At 47.5% G+C, this 16,232-nt stretch carries 13 protein-coding genes and 1 pseudogene; 10 read left to right on the forward strand and 4 right to left on the reverse strand.

All coding sequences use genetic code 11. The features are described from left to right. Positions 1 to 31: 31 nt before the first annotated feature. The 5 genes from FHS19_RS00200 (at position 32) to FHS19_RS00220 (ending at position 4,775) form a co-directional block, all read left to right on the forward strand. Positions 32 to 928 carry a carbohydrate ABC transporter permease gene (locus FHS19_RS00200; RefSeq protein WP_183576991.1) on the forward strand — a complete coding sequence of 299 codons (897 nt, stop codon included), beginning with the start codon at positions 32 to 34 and terminating at the stop codon, positions 926 to 928. Further along, positions 928 to 1,800: a carbohydrate ABC transporter permease gene (locus FHS19_RS00205; RefSeq protein WP_183576994.1), complete on the forward strand. Its 873-nt coding sequence runs from the start codon at positions 928 to 930 to the stop codon at positions 1,798 to 1,800. The genes FHS19_RS00200 and FHS19_RS00205 overlap by 1 nt, the downstream gene beginning before the upstream one ends. 45 nt (positions 1,801 to 1,845) lie before the next feature. Next, positions 1,846 to 2,556, forward strand: a complete 711-nt coding sequence (locus FHS19_RS00210) for a PIG-L deacetylase family protein (protein ID WP_183576997.1) — start codon at positions 1,846 to 1,848, stop codon at positions 2,554 to 2,556. 169 nt (positions 2,557 to 2,725) lie between these two features. Further along, positions 2,726 to 3,850 carry a serine hydrolase domain-containing protein gene (locus FHS19_RS00215; protein ID WP_246426379.1) on the forward strand — a complete coding sequence of 375 codons (1,125 nt, stop codon included), beginning with the start codon at positions 2,726 to 2,728 and terminating at the stop codon, positions 3,848 to 3,850. A 76-nt stretch (positions 3,851 to 3,926) separates the two neighbouring features. Beyond that, a complete protein-coding gene (locus FHS19_RS00220; protein WP_183577000.1) occupies positions 3,927 to 4,775 on the forward strand; it encodes a MurR/RpiR family transcriptional regulator in 849 nt (282 codons plus the stop codon). A 349-nt stretch (positions 4,776 to 5,124) separates the two neighbouring features. Here FHS19_RS00220 and FHS19_RS00225 read toward each other — a convergent pair whose 3' ends face one another. Beyond that, entirely contained in the window at positions 5,125 to 5,736 is a 612-nt protein-coding gene (locus tag FHS19_RS00225) for a TetR/AcrR family transcriptional regulator (RefSeq protein WP_183577003.1), read from the reverse strand. 524 nt (positions 5,737 to 6,260) lie between these two features. On the opposite strand from FHS19_RS00225, the gene FHS19_RS00230 reads away from it, so the two are divergent. Continuing rightward, complete coding sequence (locus tag FHS19_RS00230) at positions 6,261 to 7,043, forward strand: SDR family NAD(P)-dependent oxidoreductase (RefSeq protein WP_183577006.1); 783 nt, start codon at positions 6,261 to 6,263, stop codon at positions 7,041 to 7,043. A 210-nt stretch (positions 7,044 to 7,253) separates the two neighbouring features. On the opposite strand, the pseudogene FHS19_RS35845 reads toward FHS19_RS00230, so the two are convergent. The 3 genes and pseudogenes from FHS19_RS35845 to FHS19_RS00240 all read right to left on the reverse strand — a co-directional run. Continuing rightward, a pseudogene (locus FHS19_RS35845) lies at positions 7,254 to 7,391 on the reverse strand (ISL3 family transposase); the annotation flags it as partial. Between the two features lie 133 nt (positions 7,392 to 7,524). Beyond that, positions 7,525 to 9,174 (reverse strand): response regulator, encoded by a 1,650-nt coding sequence (locus FHS19_RS00235; RefSeq protein WP_246426380.1) that lies wholly within the window; start codon positions 9,172 to 9,174, stop codon positions 7,525 to 7,527. Further along, positions 9,171 to 10,922 carry a sensor histidine kinase gene (locus tag FHS19_RS00240; RefSeq protein WP_183577009.1) on the reverse strand — a complete coding sequence of 584 codons (1,752 nt, stop codon included), beginning with the start codon at positions 10,920 to 10,922 and terminating at the stop codon, positions 9,171 to 9,173. The genes FHS19_RS00235 and FHS19_RS00240 overlap by 4 nt, the downstream gene beginning before the upstream one ends. 193 nt (positions 10,923 to 11,115) lie before the next feature. On the opposite strand from FHS19_RS00240, the gene FHS19_RS00245 reads away from it, so the two are divergent. From FHS19_RS00245 to FHS19_RS00260, 4 genes are all read left to right on the forward strand, one after another. Further along, positions 11,116 to 12,006 (forward strand): ABC transporter permease, encoded by an 891-nt coding sequence (locus FHS19_RS00245; protein ID WP_183577012.1) that lies wholly within the window; start codon positions 11,116 to 11,118, stop codon positions 12,004 to 12,006. 9 nt (positions 12,007 to 12,015) lie between these two features. Then, entirely contained in the window at positions 12,016 to 12,888 is an 873-nt protein-coding gene (locus tag FHS19_RS00250) for a carbohydrate ABC transporter permease (RefSeq protein WP_183577015.1), read from the forward strand. Between the two features lie 117 nt (positions 12,889 to 13,005). Beyond that, on the forward strand, positions 13,006 to 14,700 hold the full coding sequence (locus tag FHS19_RS00255; protein WP_183577018.1) for a type 2 periplasmic-binding domain-containing protein: 1,695 nt from the start codon (positions 13,006 to 13,008) through the stop codon (positions 14,698 to 14,700). A gap of 15 nt (positions 14,701 to 14,715) precedes the next feature. After that, positions 14,716 to 16,008 carry a TolB-like translocation protein gene (locus FHS19_RS00260; protein WP_246426381.1) on the forward strand — a complete coding sequence of 431 codons (1,293 nt, stop codon included), beginning with the start codon at positions 14,716 to 14,718 and terminating at the stop codon, positions 16,006 to 16,008. Positions 16,009 to 16,232: the final 224 nt, after the last annotated feature.

Here is a 16,232-nt window from a genome sequence, read left to right on the forward strand (position 1 = left end):
TAAGCGACTCGAAGTCGCAAGGAGGTGTGCCATGAGACGATTTAAATTCAAAAGAGAGACGCTGCTAGCCTACTCATTTCTGTCGCCCGTTCTACTGTTCTATTTGATTTTCCTTATGATTCCGGTCGTCTTCTCCGTATTGATCAGCTTTACGGACTGGGGAGGGTTCGACTTCGCTTCGATGAAGTGGGTTGGGCTTAAGAACTATCGCACCATCTTCTCGTCACAGTCGAGCTTTCTGAACCCAATTATGACCAATACATTCGTGTTCGCGTTCGGCGGTGTTGCGATCTCATTTATCGCGGCGCTCATCATCTCGTACCTCATCTCGCGAATGCGGTATGAGGGATTGTGGAGGACGCTGTTCTTCATGCCGGCCGTCACGACTGTCGTTGCCATCGGGAACGTATGGTACTACATGTACAACCCGACCAATGGGTTAATCAACGGCATTATAACGTCTCTAGGCTTCCGATCGATCAATTTCCTGGACGATCCGAATCATGCGCTCCTCTCCATCACAGCGGTCAGCGGCTGGATGGGCATTGGCAGCGCCGTGTTACTCCTCAGTGCAGGTCTGAAGGGGATTCCGAACGACTACTACGAAGCGGCAGAGCTGGAAGGGGCCGGACACTTGAGGCAGTATACGAAGATTACGTTCCCGCTGCTGAAGCCGACGATCCTGTTTGTGCTGATTACTTCCTTCATCGGAGGGCTGCAATCGTTCACGTTGACGATGGTCATGGCTAAGAGCGGCGGGCCGGGTAATTCGACCAATGTTGGAGCGCTGGAGATGTACAATCAGGCATTCAGCTTCGGCAATTGGGGCGTCGCGAGCGCGATGGCCATTATCTTGTTCTTCGTGATCTTCATCATTACGATGGCTCAGCTTCTGATATTTCGCAAGGGAGGGGTGGAGAGTTACTAATGAAATCCAATCGAGCTCCCTGGTACTTCTATGTCATCATTATCATCGGTAGCGTCATGATGGTCTTTCCGTTCCTGGACATGATCTTCTCCTCCTTCAAGAGCGCATCCGAATACGCGCTATTGAAATACAGGCTGCTGCCTGAACATTTTATCTTCTCAAATTACCGGATGGCAATCGAGGAGCTGCAGCTCCTGCTCCTGTTCAAGAATAGCCTGATTCGTTCGGTTTCCATCACTCTGGTCGTGCTGATCACGAGCTCGCTGGCAGGATATGTACTGGCGAAACTCCGCTTTCCGGGAAAGCAGGTCATATTCAGCTTCATCCTGTCGACCATGATGTTCCCTGCGTTTCTATTCTTCATTCCGAACTACTTTATCACCGTCCACTTCCCGCTCGTCGGTGGCAACGATATCCTAGGCCAGGGCGGTGAGGGGGGACTCGCGGCCAGCATGCTCGGACTTATCGTGCCCTTCTCGGTCAGCGGCTTCGGCATCTTCCTGATGCGCCAGTTCATGATCTCGATCGAAGATGCCTATCTGGAGGCGGCCAGGATCGATGGCGCCAAGGAGCTACGCATCTTCGCCCAGATCGTGGTGCCGATGACAGCGCCGGCGCTAGCCACGCTCGCGATCTTTGAGTTCATCAACTCGTGGAACGAATTCATCTGGGCTCTGCTCATGAATTCGGTCAACTCGAATCTGGCGACGCTCCCCGTTGGCATCCAGATGCTGAAGTCCGCGATAGATCCGACTTTGACGCAGCCGCTGGTCATGGCTGGACTCGTGATCGCGACGATTCCGATCCTGCTGCTCTTCATTTTCCTTCAGAAATACTATGTTCGCGGGATGATGAACACTGGTTTGAAGTAACGATGACTATGCATCAAAATCTATCTACTAAGGGAGAGATATTCAATGAGTGACAATCAAAAACAGCACATTCTGGCCATCAGCGCGCATGCAGGAGATCAAGACTTGACGGCGGGCGCTACACTCGCGAAGTACGTAATGGAAGGGCACAAAGTGACAATGCTTCATTTGACGCCAGGCGAGAAGGGCCATCCGCACCTGCCGCCGACGGAGTATGCCAAGCAGAAGATCGATGAAGCGCATCAATTCGCACACATCATTGGGGCGGACGTCCGCTTCTTCGACTACAAGGACGGCGAGCTTCCGCTGAACGAAGAGGTCAAGTTCCAGGTCGCGGACGTCATCCGTGAGCTGAAGCCCGACATCCTCATCACCCACTGGTCGAAGAGCATGCACAAGGACCACGAGAATACGCACTTCATCACGAAGGATGCACGATACTACGCCGCAATCCCGGGCTTTGAACGCGAATTACCGTATCATGGTGTAAAGCGGGTTTTCTTCTCGGAGAACTGGGAGGATATGTACGACTATAATCCGGAAGTGTTCATCGATATTCCGGAGGAAGCTTACGAGAAGTGGGTCAGAGGATTGAACTGTTATTCATTCGCTCGGGGCGAGACGTACGGCTTTCCATACATTGAGTATTACAAAGCGCTGACGGTCGTAAGAGGTGCGGTCAACGGGTTCAAGCGTGCGCAGGCTTATGCGGTCGCTCCAGGTGGCGTTCACCAACGCCAGCAGATGTTCATGTAGCCTTTTCTAAAACGTTCAGCATTCTAATGATCGCGACAGCCGATCTCCCATTTGTCTGACAGGTTGGCTCTAACAAAAGCCATTACCGGACCGATCAAAAGGGACTCGGCTGGTCGTTTTGATTTGGGGGGTTGAAGGCTAACAATCCTAATGGGAGGTGGACTTTACTATGAAAGAAGAATGGATCGATCAGACCCGTCAGATGGAGCTGAATGCCAGGCTGGCTTGCCGCGTGGTGGCATTGCTGGATCAAGCGATCGCGGAAGACGAGATTCCTGGCGGTGTCGTAGCTATCAGCCGGAACGGGCGGATTCTGGAGTATGCTGCGGGAGCAGCCGGCATAGAAGTGGCTACGAAGTTCCCTGTCCGTACGGATACGCTGTACGACTGCGCTTCGCTGACTAAGATCGTTGTCACCTTGCCGCTCGTCCTCCAACTTTTGGATGAAGGACATATACTACTGGATGATCCTGTCGAACGATACATTCCCGAATTTACTGGAGAGGGCTTCGCCAAGTCCTCCGTCACCATCCGTCATCTGCTGACCCATACGGCAGGGCTCGCGCCCTTCGCCAACATGCACTCTCATGGCTGGACGCAAGAGCAGATGATGAGCTTCGTTGCCGGACAGCGTCTGGATTATGAACCCGGAACGCAAGTTGTTTACAGCGACTTGGGCTTCATCCTGCTCGGCCAACTGATCACGGAGGTGCTGGGAACGCCGCTGGAAGAAGCCGCCGCCAAGCGGATATTCGAACCGCTTGGGATGATGGACAGTGGATTCCGTCCTCCTCCCGAGGAACGTCTTCGGATCGCGCCGACCGAGCGTTACTCTTATGAGCCTGAGCCGCGATGGGGGATTGTCCACGACGAGAACGCCTGGGCGATGGGTGGGGTCAGCGGACACGCGGGCTTGTTCTCTACGGCACGGGATCTAATCACCTATGCTTTGATGTGGCTGAACGAAGGCGAATGGGAGGGCAAGCGGCTTCTGTCTCGCTCGGCCGTACGGCTCGCCGTGCAGAATCAGACAGCAGCCGCTGTCGGTGGAACCCGCGGGCTTGGGTGGGTGTTAAAGGGAGACAAGTGGGACGCGTCCGGCGATCTGCTGTCTGAACGATGCTATGGGCATACCGGGTTTACAGGTACGAGTCTCTATATCGATCCGGACGCCGGGGTGACCATAGTGTTGCTGACGAACCGCGTGCATCTTGGGCGGGACAAGTCTGTCGCCCGGTTGCGGGCTTGCCTTCACAATGCTGTCGCGGCGACTTTGGAAGATTTGACTATTTAAATAAAGTCTTGATATTCATTCCGATCAGGAAATGAAACCATAGAATGAATTCGGATTAGCGCGGAGGTTTGAAATGATGAACGGTGGCCTTGTCAGGATCAGAGAAATGCTGGCCCAGTTGACGCCTTCCGAGCGGAAGGTAGCCAACTTCATACTGGAGAACCCGCAAAACATGATTGGGCTGTCCGTCGCCCAGTTGGCCGATCAGAGTGGCGGCAGCCAGGCGGCAGTCATCCGCCTGTGCAAGTCGATGGGGCTAAAGGGCTATCAGGAATTAATGTTGAAGGTGGCGGGTGATCTGCAAGAAGGGGCCGGATTCGGCTATCAAGAGATTCAGCCCCAGGATTCGATCGCTTCGATCGTCCAGCACGTATCGAATAACAACATCCAGTCGATTCGGGACACACTCAAGATCCTGGACGTGGCGATGATCACGAAAGCTATCGATGTGCTCTACGGGGCAGAGCGGATCTTTTTCTATGGGGTAGGGGCGTCCAATCTCGTCGCGCAGGATGCACAGCACAAATTCATGCGGATCAACAAGACGTGCTTCTCCTTCACCGATACGCATCTACAGTTGAGCTCGTCGGCGACGATGACCTCGCGCGACGCGGCGGTCGGAATCTCCTACTCTGGTGAGACGCAGAACGTCGTCTCCTGCCTGAAGATGGCGAAGGAGAAGGGGGCCGCCACAATTACCATCACCAAGTACGGCAACACACCGGTCAGCGCACAGGGAGATATTCCGCTATACATGACATCGACTGAAAACGAAATTCGTGTTGGCGCGACGTCTTCCAGGATAACGCAGTTGAACGTGATCGATATCCTCTATCTCGGCATGGCCAGCAGAGATTATGAGAAGTCCGTGACGTATCTAGAGATGAGTCGGGAGGCGGTCCGGGTGTCAAAGGAGAAAAGCTGAAGGTGGCGGCTGCTGTAACTTCAGATTCCTAGTAAAAATATAATAAGAAAAACTAAAATTTTTTTGGATCCGCTACTCTATACTCGCTGGTTTGAGCCGAATGAGGATCAAAAGAGTATAAACATGGTTCGTTGCGCTAACGGAAAACGATAGCTCAATGATGACATTTAAAGGCAGCTGACCCAAAAGTCGGCTGCCTTTTTCCTTAACTAACGGGCAGTATAGTCAAATAAACAGAAAACTGATTACCAGCAGCCTGATGGAACCCTAAGTGTGTCCGTTTGCAGGGACTTCGGGGTCATGACAGCCAAGCTTACGTTTTTATAACGATATTCCTCTGCACTAAGGTTTAGGAAGGCTTTCCGGAAAGTGTGGAATTGCCGGTAGGCCAGGTGGAGAGCGCCTGCTCAGCAACAGCCTCTAGCATGTCGCGACTGAAGCCAGCCTTGGCTTGAACAGCCATACCGTGGACCACTGCCATCACGAATGCAGCTAGCGCAGCACAGTTAGCGGTCTCCGGCAGATCTCCCTCCTGCTTTGCCCGTTCGAAGCGTTCACGCAGCGATACCTCTCCCTCCGCACGCGCATCAATCACAGCACGCCGAATAGGTTCGGTATCGTCCGAGCATGCCAAGGCACCGTTGATTCCCAGACATCCCTTGTGATCCGGGTAACGAGTATGCAATTCAGCCGACTTGAAGAGGAGGCGTTCGACCACCTCCCGCGAGGTCGGCAGCTCCAGCGCCGCCGGGACGAAATCTAGGTAGTGCTCGTAATAGCGAGCCAGCGCTCGGCGGAACAACGCCTCCTTGTTACCAAACGCCGAGTAGAGCGCAGGCCGTTCGACACCCGTGGCCTGTGTAAGGTCGGTGTATGACACGCCCTCGTAGCCATTGCGCCAAAACAGGCAAACTGCCGCATCCAGTGCCTGATCCACATCGAATTCGCGCTTACGTCCCATCAGTCAGATCCCCCTCGCTTTCTTTTTTTGTAACAGTCACTATAAAAAGGATTCACGTCAGACTTTCATAATACGTTATCATAACACACGTTACGGAATTCTGCTAATCCATCGGGCTAGGGTCTGTGGCAGGGCACGAACTGGCGAAATACTCGGCTGTATGGATATGTATCACGCACCAACGGCCCCACTGATGACCAATCTCGCAAGAGCGAGATGCCTCATCTTAACGCGACGCCGCTTGACGCCTCTGGCATGGAACGAATGATAGTGTGCACAAAAATGTATAACACAAAAAAATGTAATGATCGTTATGTTATTGACAATTCGCAGCGAATTATAATATTATTTTCGTAACGATCGTTACGATATTCCGCCGATTATGGGGCGAGGGCGTCCAGCGACGTACAAAGAGATTCTTATTTTCATCTGAAATCATTGAAGGAGGTTCTTATTATGTAGAATCGTGCTGAGGAAGTCCTTGCCAAAATAACATAAAAATTCTCTTTTAAGGAGTAGATCATATGTCGACAAATGAAGGAAGATTCAGTGGTAAGGTTGCTTTGGTTACAGGGGCAAGTCGTGGAATGGGGGCTGAAATAGCCAAAAAATTAGCTGCAGGCGGAGCGGAATTTATAGGCGTTCATTACGGCAGTAATAGGGATGCTGCTTTAAAAGTTGTTGAAGAGATTAAGGCGCTCGGCTCAAAGGCTGTGGCTCTGGAAGCAGATTTAAACACTGGTATTACCGGTGCAAAAAAACTTTGGGCTTCATTTGAAGATGCTGTTCGTTCGGAAATTGGATCTGTGCATTTGGACATCTTAATCAATAACGCAGGTATTGCACCGGCCGTTTCTTTTGAAGAAACGTCAATTGAAACGTTCGAAGATGTCATTAATATTAATCTTAAAGCTCCATACTTCCTTACTCAAGAAGCTAGCCCGTTTATACGGAACGGCGGACGAATCATTAACATGTCTACTGGCTTTACTCGTGTTGCCGGTCCAATGAATACCATTTATGCGGCTTCCAAGGGAGCCATTGAGACACTTACTTTGGCGTTGGCTCCACATTTTGCATCAAAGGGTATTACTGTTAATGCAGTAAGGCCGGGAGTTACGGATACTGATATGAACAAGGATTGGCTCGCCAACCCAGAAGCTCGTGCTGGAGCAGCTTCAGCGTCTGTTTTCGGAAGAGTTGGCAACGTTAAAGACGTTGCTGATGTAGTTGTGTTTGTAGCCTCTGAGGAAGCGCGATGGGTCACGGGGCAATTTATTGATGCCACCGGAGGAAATCATCTTTAAGAAAAGCAACAAATGAATGGAATTTGATGTTAAAGGGTTTGTAGTATGCTATCCTCCCTGTTAGCAGAACGACGGCAGCCGATCATCTAGGACGGCTACCGTCGTTTTTGCGAGTAAATGTTAATTTAAATCGGCCTCAACTTTAAAATCAGTGCTTGACTGTTAGCTCAACATCCGATGGCGGTTGCACCCGAAAAGAATGCCTGCTTTACGATCGTCATGCTCACACCAGCGCTCAAATTCTAGACTGGCACCGACAAAGCTCGGCGAGCAGTCATATCAAGTTGTGAATGCTTCTTTCCATTCCCACACGCTGTGAAGAAGTGGAGAGTAGTTCAGCAACGTTTCCGGTGGTCCCCTGGGAAGACGGAAGGCCGCTCCCTTATTCAGGGGACCGTTTTATTTGAAAGAACCAAAAATTCCGATGAAATAACCGAGGGTTGCCTATTCAGGTATCTTCCTGTATTGGAACAATCACTTCCTATTGTTCCATAGAAGCATCACGGAACTCCTGTGGGGTAATCCCATAATATTTCTTGAATAGTTTAGTGAAATAAGGCGGATTCTGGTAGCCGATTTTAGTGCAAATTTGATAGACGCGATCGTCGGTCTGTTTTAGTAAGAAAGCAGCCTTTTCCATTTTTAGTCGAATAATATATTCACTGAGATTTTCACCGGTTCTTGATTTGAAAATTTTGGATAAGTACACAGGGTGCATGTGAACATGATCCCCTATGGCTTGTAGCGTCACATCTTCCGCCAAGTGATTGATAACAAATTGTTGAATTTGCTTAATACTTAAGCTTTTTGCGTCAACCCAATCACGGTTCAGGTCATCATAAAGGAGGTTGGCGACTTTGAATGTCCATTCCTTTAACTGGCGGATACTTAAAAAAGGCTTGCGTGAGATAATCGGCTCATAATCGCTTCCAATCAGATTCTCCAGCAATTTTCCGTTCTTATGTGCGGCATAGGTGAAGGCAGAGCTAAAATGCAGAAACACTTCTAGCAAATGTTCTTGGGAATCGGACCAATGCTCTTCAAGCTCATTTATGATCGATTCGATCTTGGCCAGCGTCTCTTCTTTTTGGCCCATGTCGAAGAGCTGCATCAACGAAGGAGGTTCGTATAGGCTGCCAAGTGATTTGACTTGCGTACTTAAGCGTTTGTCATCCAACGTTAAGAAAATTTCCTGGTCATTACCCACACTGCGCCTAATGGTCGCGATACATTCTTGATACAGATCGGGCACATCCCTGGCAAAGGACCCCCAGGTGCTTACAATAAGAGAAATTCTCCCTTTCAGGAATATTCTTACGTTCTCTTGAAGTTTGAGTGCCAACTGTTCCAACAATAAGGAGTTTTGAACAGACTTGCCACTTTTTATCGCTTTGTCTTCCCTACGCTGATTGACCTTCACGAGGATGACCAAGTAGTCATAAACGTCTTTAGCAGTTATGACATCGAAATGTTCCCTCAACGTTTCTTCCGTAATATTCAGGATCGCGTATTCGAACAGGGAAAGACTTACTTGGTCAAATTCCGCAAACCCCTCCTCCAATCGAATGACCATCAATGCAATGGAATCATCCGTTCGGAATGGCAGATTCATAAATTCCGATTTGGTCTCTAACTCGCCATACCCGAACTTTTTTCCTTTGATCAAATCATTAAGAAACAGAGAACGAATAAGCGGCGCTTGTTCTTTTAGAGCAGCAAATACCTTTTGCTGGGAAAATAGCAACTGCCATTCCTCATAAAGCTGATCTTTCATCCTTCTAACCGCATTTAGGATATCTTCATCACTTGCTGGTTTAATGACAAATTCCGTTACTTGAAAGGACATGGCTTTTTTAGCATACTCAAAGTCCGCGTAACCTGAATGAATTATGCATTTAGTCCTGCTGTTGGCTTCTCGAATCTTTTCAATAAGCTCAAGCCCACTAAACTCTGGCATCCGGATATCGGTGATTACAATATCAATCGGATGTGTGTTCAAAAGCTCCAGTGCATCATTGCCTGAATAGGCACGGTAAACATGCTGGATATCAAGCTCATCCCAGGGGAGTAGTTCTGCTAATGAATCGGCTACAAGCCGCTCATCATCTACGATTAATAACTGTGTCATCATATCCCATCCTTCGAATCGTAGTTTGGCCAGTATAAGGTAAGCTTTAATCCACCGTACGAAGATTGCTCCATAGAGACACCGGCTTCTTCGCCAAATTTAAGAATAAGCCTTTGGGCGACATTCCAAAGTCCGCACATATTGTGATCATTACTTGAGTGCATAATTCTGGCAAGCAGTTCTTCCTGTTCTATCGAAGTTAGACCGGGACCGTTATCCTCAACTGTGATTCGATGGAATTCGTTAACGCTTTCAGCACTTACCTTAATAAAACTCGCTTGACTCCGGTTCGAAATTCCGTGGACGATGGCATTTTCAACAACAGGCTGAAGAATGAGTCTTGGAATTTCAACGGTGTTCATTGACGGCGGAAGGACAATTTCATAATCCATGTCGTACATGCGTAGTTTGTGTATCTCTAAATAGCTTTTGATGAGGTTCATTTCTTCCTGCAGTGTTGTCGTAGCTTCGCCCAGTCGTGTAGCGTAGCGATAATAAGCACCCAGTTGCAGGGTCATGGAAATAACGGCCTCCTCATCATGGTTTTTAGCGCTATATTGAATAAAATTAAGGCTGTTGTATAAGAAGTGTGGATCTACCTGAGATTGAAGTTGCTTTAGGGTCGCCTCTTGCAGCCGTATCTTGGATTCATAGACGGTTTCAATGAGCTCCTTAATCTGTGTAGCCATGGTATTAAATTGCAAGATAAGAAAATAAAACTCATTCCTCGCACGGTATGAAATTTGCGTGGAGAAATCACCTCTTGCTATTGCCCGAGCGCCAGACAACAACTTGATGATAGGGATTTGCACATTTCGGTAAATGAAGTACGAAACGGCTAGTCCTAGAAAAACAAGAATAATAACGGAGCCCACAAAGATATGGCTGGAGCGATTGATGGGCGCCAATACTTCGTCGAGCGGCACGTAATCTACAAGATACCAACCTAAGGCACTGGAAAGTTGGTAAGTAACGATGTATTTATTATTTTGCATGACGATGGTTTCATAGCCTGAAGTGCTCATTTTCGTGTCTAACAAGTGATCGACCATCGTATTGATGAAAGCAGTGTTTGAGCTGGTATTAATAATAGCTTTTTCGCCAGGCTTGAACAAAAAAGGATCATGGACGTTGCCCTTGTTCTTGAACTGATCGAGGCTTTTGACCAGCTCATAGACCGGAAAAGTAATCTCGGTAATCAGCTGATAGGATGACAAAGGACGATTAACGGAATAGCGTGGCTCGATAAAATGACGGATAAAATAAGGATGACCATATCTGTAATCCTCAGGAAGCAATTCCCAGTTTGTGTTCATGTGCTCCTTCAAAAAAGCAGCATCATAGATGACCTTCCCAGATGTCGAAATGGCTTCCTCAGAAATCGGCGAATACACTGCAATTTGGTTGGTCCACGGCATGGAAGAGCTATTTAAATTTAACTTCTCCAAAATATTCGAAACGACAACCAGTTTATCATAGGGCTCCTGAAATACTTCGTAATTCAGATAGGATCTTACCGCACTGTCGCGATTCATGCCAAGGACAAAAGTAGACATTTGATTCATGGTCGTATCAATCTGATTCGTCAATAGCGCCAGATAGGTTTCACTGGAGCGTAAAATTTCGTTGCGGACCACCTTATTACTGGTTTGGTTTGATAAGTAATTTAAGACCAACAAAGGAAGCAACATCATTACAAGAATCAAGTTGATCTTGACGAATGTGCTTAACCTATTGTACCTCTCGAGCATGGGATTCCTCCTGACAACAGGATATTTATCTAAATGCTAGATCAAATTTATTGATAAGTAAAACGCTTTATCAAAATGGTTAAGATAACATACCTGATGTTCATTTCCTCTACTATTAGCATGACTTCTGACCATGTTAACCTAATTTACAGATTACTTGAATAAGAAAGACAGATGGGAGATGAGGTTTGACATGAGACTGAGAAAGAACGCTGTACTCTATTGGATGCTGCTTCCTGGCATGATTCTAGTGTTTGTTTTCCACTATTTGCCCATGGCGGGGCTTGTGATGGCTTTCCAAGATTTTAAGCCATGGTTAGGTTTTGTTAAATCCCCTTGGGTGGGATGGGAGAATTTCCAGATGGCTTTTCAACGAGAGGATAGCTTGCAAGTGGTTTGGAACACCTTTTTTATTGCATGCACAAAAATTATTGTTAATTTAGTGGTACCTGTTGTTTTTGCTTTATTGCTAAATGAGATTAGACATATGGGATTAAAAAAGGTTATTCAAACACTGGTTTATTTACCGCATTTCCTTTCGTGGGTCGTCTTTGGAGGAATTGTAGGAGACATTCTATCCTCGCAAGGAATTATCAATACGCTAGTTCTTCCCTCACTAGGTTTAGACCCCATCTTATTCCTCGCGGACGGGAACTGGTTTCGATTTGTTGTCATCGTTTCAGATAATTGGAAGGAATTCGGGTTCGCTACCATTGTATTTCTAGCAGCTCTATCGAATATTGATCCATCACTCTACGAAGCAGCCGAAGTGGATGGCGCCAATCGATGGCGGCAAACCTGGGCTGTCACGCTTCCCGCTTTAGTTCCGATTGTGATTGTCGTGGGAACATTAGCGATGAGCTCCGTGTTAAATGCTGGTTTTGATCAGATCTTCAACTTGTATAATCCATTGGTCTACGATAAAGGGGACATCATAGATACTTTTGTTTATCGAGTCGGACTGCTGAACAGCGAGTTCGGTCTGGGAACCGCTATCGGATTATTCAAATCCGCCGTAGGCTTTATCATGGTCATCATTGCTTATGTGTTGGCTTCCCGGTTTGCAAACTATCGCATTTTTTAGGGGGTTCCTATGTACTACAAAACAAAATCATACCGGATTTTTTACGCTCTGAACATTATTTTACTTAGTTTGATATCGCTTGCTTGTATCCTCCCATTAATCCATGTCCTTGCCTTGTCATTTAGCAGCGGTTTAGCTGTAAGTGCGAACAAAGTAACTTTTTGGCCGGTAGACTTTAACTTGGATTCCTACAAGAGAACATTAGGTGACGCTGATTTTCTAGTCGCTTTTTATTTGTCCGTTGCACGCGTTGTACTTGGTGTTGTGATCGGGATTGCGGTTACCGTACTTACTGCGTATCCATTGTCAAAGATGGATTCGTTAAAAGGGGGGAGAGTCATTGCGTGGTTCTTTGTTTTCACCATGCTCTTTAACGGAGGATTAATCCCTTCCTATATCCTCATTCAAAAGCTGCATTTAATGAATACGATCTGGGCTTTAGTACTTCCTGGTGCGCTAGGGGTGTATAATATGATCCTCATGCTGAATTTTTTTCGGGCGATTCCTAAGGAGTTGGAAGAGGCAAGCTTAATCGACGGCGCAGGTCACATGACGACGCTGATTCGTATTTATTTGCCGATTTCCATGCCTTCGATTGCAACCATTGTCTTATTCGTAGCTGTGGGTCACTGGAACGCCTGGTTTGATGGTCTAATCTACATGCAAAAAGAGAATTGGCCGATGAGCACCTTGCTGCAAACCATGATTAAGGCGCCGGACCTCAGTCAGCGAACCGTATCGGATGCGGAGATCGTTAACTTAACGGAACGCACACTGAAATCGGCAAAGATCTTTATAGGTACCCTTCCAATACTTCTAGTTTATCCGTTTCTTCAGCGCTATTTTGTAAAGGGGATTGTCCTTGGAGCGGTAAAAGGGTAACTGAAATAAAAGTTAACATAACATATGCGAAGTTAAATAATTCACTCTGTGAACACGTTTGCCATTACTCTACTATAGGGTTGTAACAAATTATCAGTTACGAGAGGGGTTAAGAGCATGAGAAAAAAAATGATGATGCTATCGGCGATTCTGTTAGTGATAGCATTAATGGGAACAGCTTGTTCCAGTGGTGGAGACAAGGGGCAGTCGCCTGAATCGGACGTGGAAAGCAAGGGCTTTACGAACGGGAAGTTCGACCCGCCAATTACGTTGACAACAGTTGGATCTGTTGGTTCTAACTACGTATTCAAAAATGGAGAAACCCTTGAAAACAATGTTCATACCAAATGGGTAAAAGACAATCTGGGGATTGATATCAAGTATAACTGGGTAACCTCTGGTGATCAGTTCGCGACCAAAGTCAGACTGGATTTGTCGGCAAATAATAAGATGCCGGATGTGATTCATATTTATGATCCGCAATTGATGAGCGATCTCATTGAATCCGGTAAGTTTATGGATATCTCTAGTGCGTTCGATAAATATGCCTCACCCAAAGTAAAGCAAATATATAATCAAGATCCTATGTACTGGGCTCAGGTAACAAAAGATGGCAAACATTACGGTCTTCCCACCCTCTCCAGGGCGCAGCAAAATGATACATTGCTCTGGATTCGTACGGATTGGCTGAAGAAGATGAACATGGAACCGCCCAAGACGTTTGACGATCTGGAGAAAATCATGGATGGAATGAAGAAGACCGATTTCGGGACGGGGCCTGTGAATCCTCCGCTAGCCATAAGTATCAAGGATGCCAATATGCCATTTGTACAGTGGCGCGGGGATGCGAGTTGGATTTTTGGTGGGTATGGTATCATTCCTCACTATTGGAACAAGTGGAATGGGGATAAATTAGAGTACGGTTCCGTTCAACCGCAAATGAAGCAGGCGTTAGCTAAAATGCAGGATTGGTATAAGAAAGGTTATCTCTCAGCGGATGTTGGATTGATTGATGTAGGCAAGAGCGATGATACGTTCCGGAATCAGAAATCAGGCATTATGACAGGCCCGACTTTCCAAGCTTCCGTGGTAAGGAGCGCTTTGAATAAGAACAATCCAAATGCTGAAGCGGCTCCGTTCCCGATTCCGGCAGGTCCGTCTGGAAAACCGGGACTCAGAAATACGACCGTGCCAGGCGGTGCCTTCTTGATTAACAAAGACTTTAAGCACGTTGATGCCTTCTTCCTCTATATCAACAAAATGTACGAAATAGGTGACCCGCCAAAGGGCAGCGAATTCGAGAATGGCTATGCGGAAGGCTATGACTACGTCATCAAGGATGGCAAAGTAAGCTCTGTAGAGGCTGACTTCCCAGACAAACAAAAAGTAAATGTAGCTTCTTATTTCTTGAGCGGTCAACCTTTCGTGGATCCTGAACTTGAATTAAATTCATATGTGAAGCTGTACAACGGAGAGAAACCTTCAACACCATTTGAAACGCGGATGTATAACGCAGTTCCCGAATCGGAGCGGAAGGATCCGAAAAATGTACTCGAATGGAAGGCGGCTTATTACACGTTACAGCAAAAAGACAACACCCTGGCGAACTTGTTCCTGGGGCCACCTACTCCAACCATGAAGTCGAAATGGGAGGCCCTGGTCAAGATGGAAAGTGAGACGTTCCTCAAGATTGTGTATGGCAAGGCCTCGATCGATGAGTTCGATACATTTGTGGATAAATGGAAGAAAATGGGTGGAGATCAGATAACCGAAGAAGTCAATGATTGGTATAACTCGGTGGGTGGTAAATAAGGAAGCTCTGAAGCCATGGATGAATCCATGGCTTCTTTGAAATTCCACACATCAGAAAGGAACATGATCATGAATATATCGGAAAAATTCCCTGTTTATAACGATTACGATCCCTCCATAACGTTCCGTTGCGTCACTCCTGGTGAAGGCCGAGTGATTCATCGATTTTTTGATACCTCCCCCTTTAGTCCTTCTGGCCGCTACCTTGGGCTGTTCCGCATGCCCTTCGAAAATCGGAATCCACAGCCGGGGGATGCCGGCGAGGTCATCATCGTTGATCTTTGGGAAGGTGAGGAACGCATTGTTGCCAGAACGTGTGGCTGGGAGAGCCAGGTTGGCGCGAATGTCCAATGGGGGGCAAGTGACGAGGAACTCTTTTACAATGACGTTGATGTTACCACCTGGCAAGCCCGAGGCATCAAGCTGAATCCATTCAACGGGATGACGAAAATGATGGAGACTGGAATTTTCATGGTTTCGCCGGATGGAAGGACAGTCGCCACCACCTGTCCGGCCCGAGCGAGGCGGACGCAGATCGGATACGGGGTCATGCTGCCAGACGATCAAGTGCCAATAAATACAGGTTTGCCGGACGATGACGGGCTTTTTGTGACGGATACGGAGACGGGTGATGGTCGGCTGCTTGCTTCTATTCGGGTGATGCTAGAGGAACTCCACGACAAAGGGAAGCTGAACTTGGACGACTATAGGGAGGGGGAGAGCTACGGTTTTCAGTGCAAGTGGAATCCTCAGGGCACACGATTGCTGTTCGTGTTACGTACGTTTTCCAAGGATCACAGGATCCGGAAGAACCATGTGATCACGATGAAGAGCGACGGCACGGATATTCAACTGGCCATTCCCTCCCATGTTTGGGCTAAAGGAGGACATCATATCAACTGGATGCCAGATGGAGAGCATTTGACCATGAACCTAAATATTGATGGACAAGGTTTACGGTTCGTGAAAGTGCGTTATGATGGCGAAGATTTGCATAAGCTGTTGGACGAGGTGGAGGGCTCCGGTCACCCTACGGTTCATCCGGATGGCATTCATCTGCTAACAGATGCTTATTTAGAAGATACGGTGGCCTTCGGCGACGGCACGGTGCCGCTTCGTCTGGTCAATCTGCAGAATGGTAGCGAAAGGGTGCTCGCTCGCGTGCCCACAAAGCAGCCCTTTGACTTCACGCATCGTGTAGATCCACATCCTGCTTGGGACCGAGGGTTTACTCAATTTGCATTTAATGCCTATGTGGGGGGCACCCGTAGAGTATTTGTGGCAGATATGACTGGGATCCTTGATTAATGCTGGCTTTCGATGTGGATCCAAATGAAGTCGCCGATAAACAACAAAACGGAGCTCGCGATTTGCGGCTCCGTGTTCTATCTAATTTAGAAATGAAGAATGGCCCCTAGCGGGAAGGCGGTAGTCTGCTTCCTTGCTCAGGGGCCAATTATTTTCGGAGAAATCACCTTATGATTTTTATTGCACTGATCATTACATCCTCATGGGCATCGTAATTATCGTAC

The organism is Paenibacillus rhizosphaerae, from assembly GCF_014192015.1.
Lineage (GTDB): Bacteria > Bacillota > Bacilli > Paenibacillales > Paenibacillaceae > Paenibacillus_AQ > Paenibacillus_AQ rhizosphaerae.

Excerpts from the sequence above, each read along its gene's own strand:
- FHS19_RS00215 (WP_246426379.1), top strand. The coding sequence starts at position 2,726 with ATGAAAGAAGAATGGATCGATCAGACCCGTCAGATGGAGCTGAATGCC.
- FHS19_RS00245 (WP_183577012.1), top strand. The coding sequence starts at position 11,116 with ATGAGACTGAGAAAGAACGCTGTACTCTATTGGATGCTGCTTCCTGGC.
- FHS19_RS00200 (WP_183576991.1), top strand. The coding sequence starts at position 32 with ATGAGACGATTTAAATTCAAAAGAGAGACGCTGCTAGCCTACTCATTT.
- FHS19_RS00260 (WP_246426381.1), top strand. The coding sequence starts at position 14,716 with ATGGATGAATCCATGGCTTCTTTGAAATTCCACACATCAGAAAGGAAC.
- FHS19_RS00225 (WP_183577003.1), bottom strand. The coding sequence starts at position 5,736 with ATGGGACGTAAGCGCGAATTCGATGTGGATCAGGCACTGGATGCGGCA.
- FHS19_RS00220 (WP_183577000.1), top strand. The coding sequence starts at position 3,927 with ATGAACGGTGGCCTTGTCAGGATCAGAGAAATGCTGGCCCAGTTGACG.
- FHS19_RS00235 (WP_246426380.1), bottom strand. The coding sequence starts at position 9,174 with ATGATGACACAGTTATTAATCGTAGATGATGAGCGGCTTGTAGCCGAT.
- FHS19_RS00255 (WP_183577018.1), top strand. The coding sequence starts at position 13,006 with ATGAGAAAAAAAATGATGATGCTATCGGCGATTCTGTTAGTGATAGCA.
- FHS19_RS00240 (WP_183577009.1), bottom strand. The coding sequence starts at position 10,922 with ATGCTCGAGAGGTACAATAGGTTAAGCACATTCGTCAAGATCAACTTG.
- FHS19_RS00210 (WP_183576997.1), top strand. The coding sequence starts at position 1,846 with ATGAGTGACAATCAAAAACAGCACATTCTGGCCATCAGCGCGCATGCA.
- FHS19_RS00250 (WP_183577015.1), top strand. The coding sequence starts at position 12,016 with ATGTACTACAAAACAAAATCATACCGGATTTTTTACGCTCTGAACATT.
- FHS19_RS00205 (WP_183576994.1), top strand. The coding sequence starts at position 928 with ATGAAATCCAATCGAGCTCCCTGGTACTTCTATGTCATCATTATCATC.
- FHS19_RS00230 (WP_183577006.1), top strand. The coding sequence starts at position 6,261 with ATGTCGACAAATGAAGGAAGATTCAGTGGTAAGGTTGCTTTGGTTACA.